This window comes from Limnospira sp. PMC 1279.21, assembly GCF_032349615.1.
GTDB lineage: Bacteria > Cyanobacteriota > Cyanobacteriia > Cyanobacteriales > Microcoleaceae > Limnospira > Limnospira fusiformis.
Genome location: NZ_JARPLU010000235.1, coordinates 1 through 5,749 on the forward strand (window position 1 = coordinate 1; position 5,749 = coordinate 5,749).

7 protein-coding genes are annotated in these 5,749 nt (G+C 45.6%); 2 read left to right on the forward strand and 5 right to left on the reverse strand.

The features are described 5' to 3' along the window. Positions 1 to 33 precede the first annotated feature (33 nt). On the forward strand, positions 34 to 282 hold the full coding sequence (locus tag P5683_RS22280; protein WP_315648900.1) for a tetratricopeptide repeat protein: 249 nt from the start codon (positions 34 to 36) through the stop codon (positions 280 to 282). A gap of 40 nt (positions 283 to 322) precedes the next feature. Here P5683_RS22280 and P5683_RS22285 read toward each other — a convergent pair whose 3' ends face one another. From P5683_RS22285 to ntcA, 5 genes are all read right to left on the reverse strand, one after another. Beyond that, positions 323 to 505 (reverse strand): hypothetical protein, encoded by a 183-nt coding sequence (locus P5683_RS22285; protein ID WP_231296373.1) that lies wholly within the window; start codon positions 503 to 505, stop codon positions 323 to 325. A gap of 401 nt (positions 506 to 906) precedes the next feature. Next, entirely contained in the window at positions 907 to 1,230 is a 324-nt protein-coding gene (locus P5683_RS22290) for a DUF760 domain-containing protein (protein ID WP_006625277.1), read from the reverse strand. A 101-nt stretch (positions 1,231 to 1,331) separates the two neighbouring features. Then, positions 1,332 to 1,730: a pre-16S rRNA-processing nuclease YqgF gene (locus tag P5683_RS22295; RefSeq protein WP_008051305.1), complete on the reverse strand. Its 399-nt coding sequence runs from the start codon at positions 1,728 to 1,730 to the stop codon at positions 1,332 to 1,334. Continuing rightward, the gene (locus P5683_RS22300) at positions 1,724 to 3,199 is read right to left on the reverse strand and encodes a DUF3084 domain-containing protein (RefSeq protein ID WP_315641044.1); all 1,476 of its coding nucleotides are present in this window, start codon (positions 3,197 to 3,199) and stop codon (positions 1,724 to 1,726) included. Before P5683_RS22300 ends, P5683_RS22295 begins: the two co-directional genes overlap by 7 nt. Before the next feature lie 509 nt (positions 3,200 to 3,708). Then, positions 3,709 to 4,374: a global nitrogen regulator NtcA gene (gene ntcA, locus P5683_RS22305; protein WP_006670397.1), complete on the reverse strand. Its 666-nt coding sequence runs from the start codon at positions 4,372 to 4,374 to the stop codon at positions 3,709 to 3,711. Between the two features lie 462 nt (positions 4,375 to 4,836). On the opposite strand from ntcA, the gene fabI reads away from it, so the two are divergent. Then, on the forward strand, positions 4,837 to 5,613 hold the full coding sequence (gene fabI / locus P5683_RS22310; RefSeq protein ID WP_006670396.1) for an enoyl-ACP reductase FabI: 777 nt from the start codon (positions 4,837 to 4,839) through the stop codon (positions 5,611 to 5,613). Positions 5,614 to 5,749: the final 136 nt, after the last annotated feature.

A 5,749-nucleotide genomic window follows, 5' to 3' on the forward strand; every position in this document is an offset into this window, starting at 1 on the left:
TTATACCGTATTGCCGTAAAATGTTAACCTAATTTGAGATTAAATCATGCTCCCAAATTTGAGGCGGCGATCGCTTATACTGGCGCGATCAATATCAAACCTGATTTTATCCCCGCTTTGACCGCTAAAGCCCAAGCCCTATTTCACCTGGGAGACTATGCAGAGGCGATCGCATATCTGCGACTCAACCGCGACCAAGAGGCTAAAGATGCAGCCCAAAGGGCATTAGAAATTAATCCTGGCGACCTAGAAATTCAACAATTTCTACAAACACTCCCCTAAAAATCAGTAGGGGCAGCTTTCCGCCGCCCCTAAGACCAAACTACATTGATGTACCTACACTTTCGCGATCGCCATCCTCATTCGTGCCTTCATAACCACTTTGAACAACTAGACCGTGGTTGTTGAAGCTTTTCCAGGCAGGCGAATTAGGCGAGGAGGTGGCAGCTACATCAGAAACCAAAGCAAAGCCCCCACCCGTCGAAGCCACTAGCCCGAGTAACACAATTATTCTCTTCATTTTTTGATGCACCCTGATTCTCTACTTACCCAGTGCGACTTGGCTGGGCAGCCCAAAGTGGGTTATAGCTATCTCCCACCCAAAAGCAAAATTAATCAACTCATAACCCTGGACAGAGGCAGTCCTCTCACCAGAGACTTGTTAACTAATTACTGCTTCGATCCTAGGTTTACATTGTCTTACAAACCTATAGGTTTGGGTAGTGGGCAGTAACCCATCAGGGGGATAACCAATGATAATCTCAATTCCCAATTACTATAAACTTATACCTAGTTAGCGCTATGGTCGGCGGGAGTAACTATCAAAATTGGCAGTTTTTCTGAAGAGGCAAAAAACTTGATGGGAGCCAATTCTACTGACTCCCCAGACCTGCTAAATTTTTCTGGTTAACTGTAAATATTAGAAACGGATTTTTCAAACTCCATGCGCTGTTTAGCTTTGTTGAGAAAATATCCATTCATCATCGCAGAAGCTAGAAGGCGACCAAGATTTTCACGGCTAGTAGTAATTGTGACATCAAAATGCCCAGAAGGCAATCCACCAAGTATTTGCAGTAGATTATGTTCCATCAATTGGGCTACATCGGGATCAGGTTGGGAGAGTTGGGCTATTGTTTCCGGGGGCATTGATTTCACATATTGCCACAATCCATTACTGCCGGAAAGGCGATCGCCACAAAACTCAGGAACTCCATTTGACTTGTTATTCATTTGCCAGATCCTGTAATAATCTATCTTTAACTATACTATAGCCATATCACTAGCACCATCGACAGTGATTAAAACCGAACCTCAGCAGACGGCTACCGTAACTAATTTCCCGCCTGATAACGTTCCACTAGGATAATTGCCACGATATCATCAATGGGTCTAGGGGGAACCCGCATCCCCTGGGGTAACAGACGAGAAAGACCCTGGGGGGGATACATTTCCCAATAGCGATCGCGTGCTTCCAAAGAACTATAACGCTCATCAACTTCGGCTATGTGAATAGACTTGGGAAGAACCGCACGCATTTGTTGTTTCCAGGTCTGGGAAGTGGTTTGATTTCCCATCACCACCATTTGCACCGAAAACTGACTACAGAGTGATTTTACCGTAGCGATCGCATCATTCGCCGCCACTACCTGATGATAATAAACTTGTTGATTGTCCCCTACCACCGCCACCCCGCATTTATCCCGACCCGGGTCAAAACCCAAAATCACCATCGCCAAACCTCCGCCCAATCAATATCATCCAGTTTTCGGGTCGGTTGACGAGTGCTAATCAACACTTCCCCATTATGACGCGCAAACAAATCCAAGCGCAGGGGACCGATAGTATAAATATCTTCCGCCGCCACCGCTTGTAGTTCCAGGGTTTGATTATACCCCTCCAACTGCTGAATAAAATAAATCAGAGTATCTATGCGATCGTCACTCATTTCTATAGAACCATTTACCACCCCCACAAAACGAGCCCTAAAACTCGAAGCATCTAAAAGCTGTTCTAATTGCTGTTGCAGTCTTTCCGAACTCATCGTAGCCGGATTTAAAGAAGTTCCTGCCACTACTTCACCGCTGCTAAATAACAATCGATTCGGTTCCGCCATGGTATAAACCGCCACCCGTTTTTCACCCACCAAATAATTAGCAGCCGCGATTATTTGCACCACATACTCTCCACCATTATTAATTTCCTCAATCAGTTCTTCCACCTCCGCTTTAGTAATCATCACCACCATATCTTGGTTAGCACTTTGATTACCCATTTGCACAAATTTTAGGGCCTTCCTGTTCGCTTCTTGTAGCAGTCTATTTACCGTTTCTATAGAACTATTTTTATCGCTAATTCTCACCAATCCACTCGCCAAAATCTCACCCCTTTTTAGAGCCACACTACCCTCTCGCAGCATTTGAAAACCCCGTTGGGCATTAGCTTTTTGTTGTTCCAATTGCTGTTGAGCTATTTCCAATTCCGCTAGGCGTTCTTCCCGTTCAGCAATCACCATATCTTGGTCAGCAATTTGGCGATCGCGCTCTTCTATCTGAGCCGAAACCGTCTCCCGCTGCTTGATTAAATCTTGACGTTCTACTTGCAGTTGATCTATTTCAGTTTCTAGATCTTGTTTTTGCTGAGATACTTGACTTAATTTATCTTCTATGCTATCTAGTTCCTCCTCAATCTCAGTTTTAGCCGCTTCCATTTGGCTGAGTTGATTCTGAAGTTGATGCAATTCACTCTCCGTATTTTGCAGGCGACTTTGAGCCCTTTTCAATTCTTGCTCACGTTCCGAAACTTCTACCTTAGCATTATTCAGAGAAGAATTAATTTCGTTTAAGTAATCAACCGCTGCTTGTAGTTCATTTTGAGCCTCTATTAACTCCGATTCTACCCGATGTTTTTCCACCTGAGCATGGGTCAAATCCCTCCGAGCTTGGTTAAGTCTATCCTGAATTTGGTCAATAGTAAACACACCCCGGCGCAGAGGTTTACTGGTCGCGAATAAAATCACTAGAGTCAAGGCGGAAAGCATAGTTCCCGTAGCCATAGTCACCACCGCCGCCGTTTTTTTGGGGCGCATTTTAAATAAACTCAGGCGAGCCTTACCCACCTTAGTCCCGAGGCGATCGCTCACCACCGCGATCACCCCTCCGAGAGTTAGAATAGCAATAACAAAAATAACAGCAGCGGTCATATCAATTTCCAGGCGACTAGATCAATGCTCGTTCACGAGCCCCCACTTGATGGCGGGAAGTGGTAGTATCTTCAAATTACAAGGATTTATCCTAGGCTAGTGGCGGCAGCCGTCGCGGAACACCCAGAACCTTTACCGGAGTTAGTCCCCATTTCGGGGCTGTTAACGAAGACAAGCTTTTACCTAGAGTCCGACGGATATCAACCCACTGCGGAGGATTTTACAGGTTTTTATTTGGGGTTGAGAGGTTCTGCCCAAATTGGGGGAGGAATTTTTGTCCACCCCTTGCCATACCGCCAAACCCAACCCAATTCTAGCACAAAAATCAGGTTTCCCTACCGAATATTGGCTAAATCTGACCCCTACCTCCAGGCTAAAAAAAACAGCAAGCCTGGGGACTACCGAATCGATATCATCCCCAAAACCTCCCGGTATGCGATTGTGTTTGAGTTCAAGGCGGGAGCAACTGCTGGTCAGTCTGTGACCGCCAGACTCACGCTCGGAATTTTTCAAGTAAATTGTTGGCTGAGGGTAACAGGATTATGAACAGTAATTTTCTTTTTATAAATGGAGATCATATTTTTCTCTCGTAAGTCTCCCAAAAGTCGAGTTACAGTCACTCGCGTTGAGCCAATAGCTTCAGCGATCGCCTGATGGGACAATTTGAGATCAATACGAATCCCATCTCGACCGGGAACCCCAAAATCTCGACACAAAATCAATAAAAAACTGACCAATCGCGATCCCATATCCCGATGCGCCAAAGTTTCGATCATCATCTCCGTTTGCAGAATGCGAGACGACAGACCCCGCAACATCACCATAGACAATTCGGGATCACTTTTCAGAGCCTTTTCCACCTGTTCAATGGGAACAGAAAGCAATTCCACCTGGGTAAAAGCCACCGCATGGTAAAACCGATCAGACTTATGACCCGTAATCAGCGAGAGGACACCAAAGACACTATTTTCCCTAAGTAGAGCCACAGTGATTTCCTCTCCCGCCTCATAAACCCGAGACAGCTTCACGGCTCCCTTAATTAAGACATAAACCCGCTCGGCTGGATCACCGGGGAAAAATATAGTTTTACCACGGTCAAAACTCTCCACCACAGGGGGAAACGCTCCGCCACCAATTTGACGGAACACTGATGCTAACGGTCTATCATACGTCACTGACCCGATTCCTTCCACTTAACCACTGCGCTAGTTTGACTCTGACTTTATCCGACTTCAAATGTTCACCGACTCCCTCGTTAAGCGAAAGATTATAACGGGAGATCCCCTAACACTCACCTAGAGTGATTCCCTGGCACAAAGGTTTTTACCCTGACCTGGAATCAAAATTGTGAGTATCTCAGGAAGTCCATTTATACAGGTCATTGGTTTCATGTCTACCCAGAGTATATCTAAGCCAACGGAGTTTGTGTCGAAAAAACGACTAAATTGCCATATTTTGGCGATGGGAAAGATTTTGACCTGAAATTAGCAACCTGCGATCGTGAACTGGGTGCATACTATGCCCGCCTGCTCCTGAGTCATCTAGGCACGCCAAAGGGATTTTACCACCCAATGTCTTTTTTTCAACCCCCAATTGTGGGAGTTTGATCGTCCCCTTTTCAAATACAATAATCTACTATGTTGGATTTAAACGGAAAAAACGCACTGGTCACTGGCATTGCTAACGAGCGATCCATCGCTTGGGGTATTGCCCAACAACTCCACTCCTGCGGTGCTAACCTAGGAGTCACCTATCTACCCGATGACAAGGGACGGTTTGAAAAAAAGGTTCGCAGTCTAGTTGAACCACTTAATCCCAGTATCATCATGCCCTGTAATGTTCAGGATGATGCACTGGTAACATCCCTATTTGATACCATCCGAGACCAATGGGGGAAACTCGATATCCTCATCCACTGTCTGGCTTTTGCTGGTAAGGAGGAACTATCGGGAGACTTTAGCACCGTTTCCCGTGAGGGTTTTACTCGCGCCTTGGATATTAGTTCCTACTCCCTGGTACAGTTGAGTGGGGCTGCTAAACCCTTGATGACCTCTGGTGGTAGTATTGTCACCCTCACCTATTTAGGGGGAGTCAGGGTGGTTCCCAATTATAATGTCATGGGAATTGCTAAAGCTGCCCTAGAAATGAATGTCCGTTATTTGGCTGCTGAATTGGGCCCCTTGGGGATTAGGGTTAATGGTATCTCCTCTGGACCGATTCGGACTTTGGCTTCCTCAGCGGTTGGCGGCATTTTAGATATGATTCATCATGTGGAGGAAATTGCCCCCCTCAAGCGGACTGTAACTCAGACTGAAGTGGGAAATACGGCTGCTTTCCTATGCAGTGATCTCTCTAGTGGGATTACTGGCCAGATAATTTATGTCGATTCTGGTTACTGCATCATGGGAATGTAACCACAAATATATCGACAGCCCACAATATCTATCATGGGACTCGGGGAGCGGTGAAATTAACTGTTCCCTGTTCCCTGTTAAGAGCATGATTTAATCTCAAATTAGGTTAACATTTTACGGCAATACGGTATAATAT

Coding starts and splice junctions, on each gene's coding strand:
- P5683_RS22290 (WP_006625277.1), bottom strand. CDS start 1,230: ATGAATAACAAGTCAAATGGAGTTCCTGAGTTTTGTGGCGATCGCCTT.
- P5683_RS22295 (WP_008051305.1), bottom strand. CDS start 1,730: ATGGTGATTTTGGGTTTTGACCCGGGTCGGGATAAATGCGGGGTGGCG.
- P5683_RS22300 (WP_315641044.1), bottom strand. CDS start 3,199: ATGACCGCTGCTGTTATTTTTGTTATTGCTATTCTAACTCTCGGAGGG.
- fabI (WP_006670396.1), top strand. CDS start 4,837: ATGTTGGATTTAAACGGAAAAAACGCACTGGTCACTGGCATTGCTAAC.